This is a genomic window from Psychrobacter sp. 1U2, assembly GCF_051847575.1.
Window position 1 is genome coordinate 1 of the sequence record NZ_JBPYDC010000576.1, and the last position, 963, is coordinate 963.

Annotated in this window: 1 protein-coding gene; it reads right to left on the reverse strand. The window is 38.3% G+C overall.

Features of this window, described 5'->3' with window-relative positions; genetic code table 11:
* Positions 1 to 226: 226 nt before the first annotated feature.
* On the reverse strand, positions 227 to 835 hold the full coding sequence (locus tag ACS8FD_RS17365; protein ID WP_439261955.1) for a YceI family protein: 609 nt from the start codon (positions 833 to 835) through the stop codon (positions 227 to 229).
* Between the last annotated feature and the right edge of the window lie 128 nt (positions 836 to 963).

Consider the following 963-nt stretch of genomic DNA (forward strand, 5'->3'; position numbering starts at 1 on the left):
AGTAATACTACCGGCTTCGACAATGCGTACAAACATTGCCATATCTTCTAGCTGTCCCATTTTAGCTGTCCTATTGTTATCTTAACTTATCGCTTTATAAGGGAGATTGTCTGCATAAAACTCCCATGAACACTTTTATAAAATAAAAAAAGCCGGGTTAAAAAACCCAGCTTCATTGTAGTACAGATTGTCTTAAGTGGACGAGCCATTATTGTTTAAGGTCTGCTTACTTTAAATCTGCTTGTTTACTGCCTTCTACCTGAATGACCAATTTGACATCTTTCATCATACCGCCGTCTGTATAGGTATCGATACCCCATTTGGTTCTGTCGATAGTGGTTTCAAAATCACCACCACAAGCTTCAGCATTTAATAGAGGGCTGTCGTAGCAGTTAAATTTAGTGGCTGTTAAAGTCACAGGATGAGTCTCATCAAGTAAGGTTAAGTCACCTTTCACTGATTTGACTTCATCGCCATCAAATACCCAATCAGTAGATTTAAAATAAGCGGTTGGGTATTTTTCTACATTGAAAAAATCATCAGATTTTAGATGCCCATCAAAAGCTTTGAGCCCGGTACTTAAACTGCCCATGGGGATTGTAATGCCGATAAAACCTTTTTGCTCTTCAGGTGCGTACTCAAGAGTACCCGATAGATTATGAAAGCCACCAGCATTGGTCGTGGTACCGAAGTGATCTACATAGAAGCGTACTGCGGTATGTTTGGGATCAAGCTCGTAAGTCGCTGCATGACCTAATGTGCTAAGCATACCAAGCGCACTAATGGCTGCAAAAGTCATGGCACGATTCGCTTGTTTGATAGATTTTAAAGTCATTATAAATAATCCTTTTTAGATAAGTAAATTAATTACATTTAAGTTTGTACGTATAGGTAAGTAAGGGGTTTAGTAAATATAGTATTTCCTTTGGTCGTCAGCATAAAACTGATTGAATCCGAAACTAT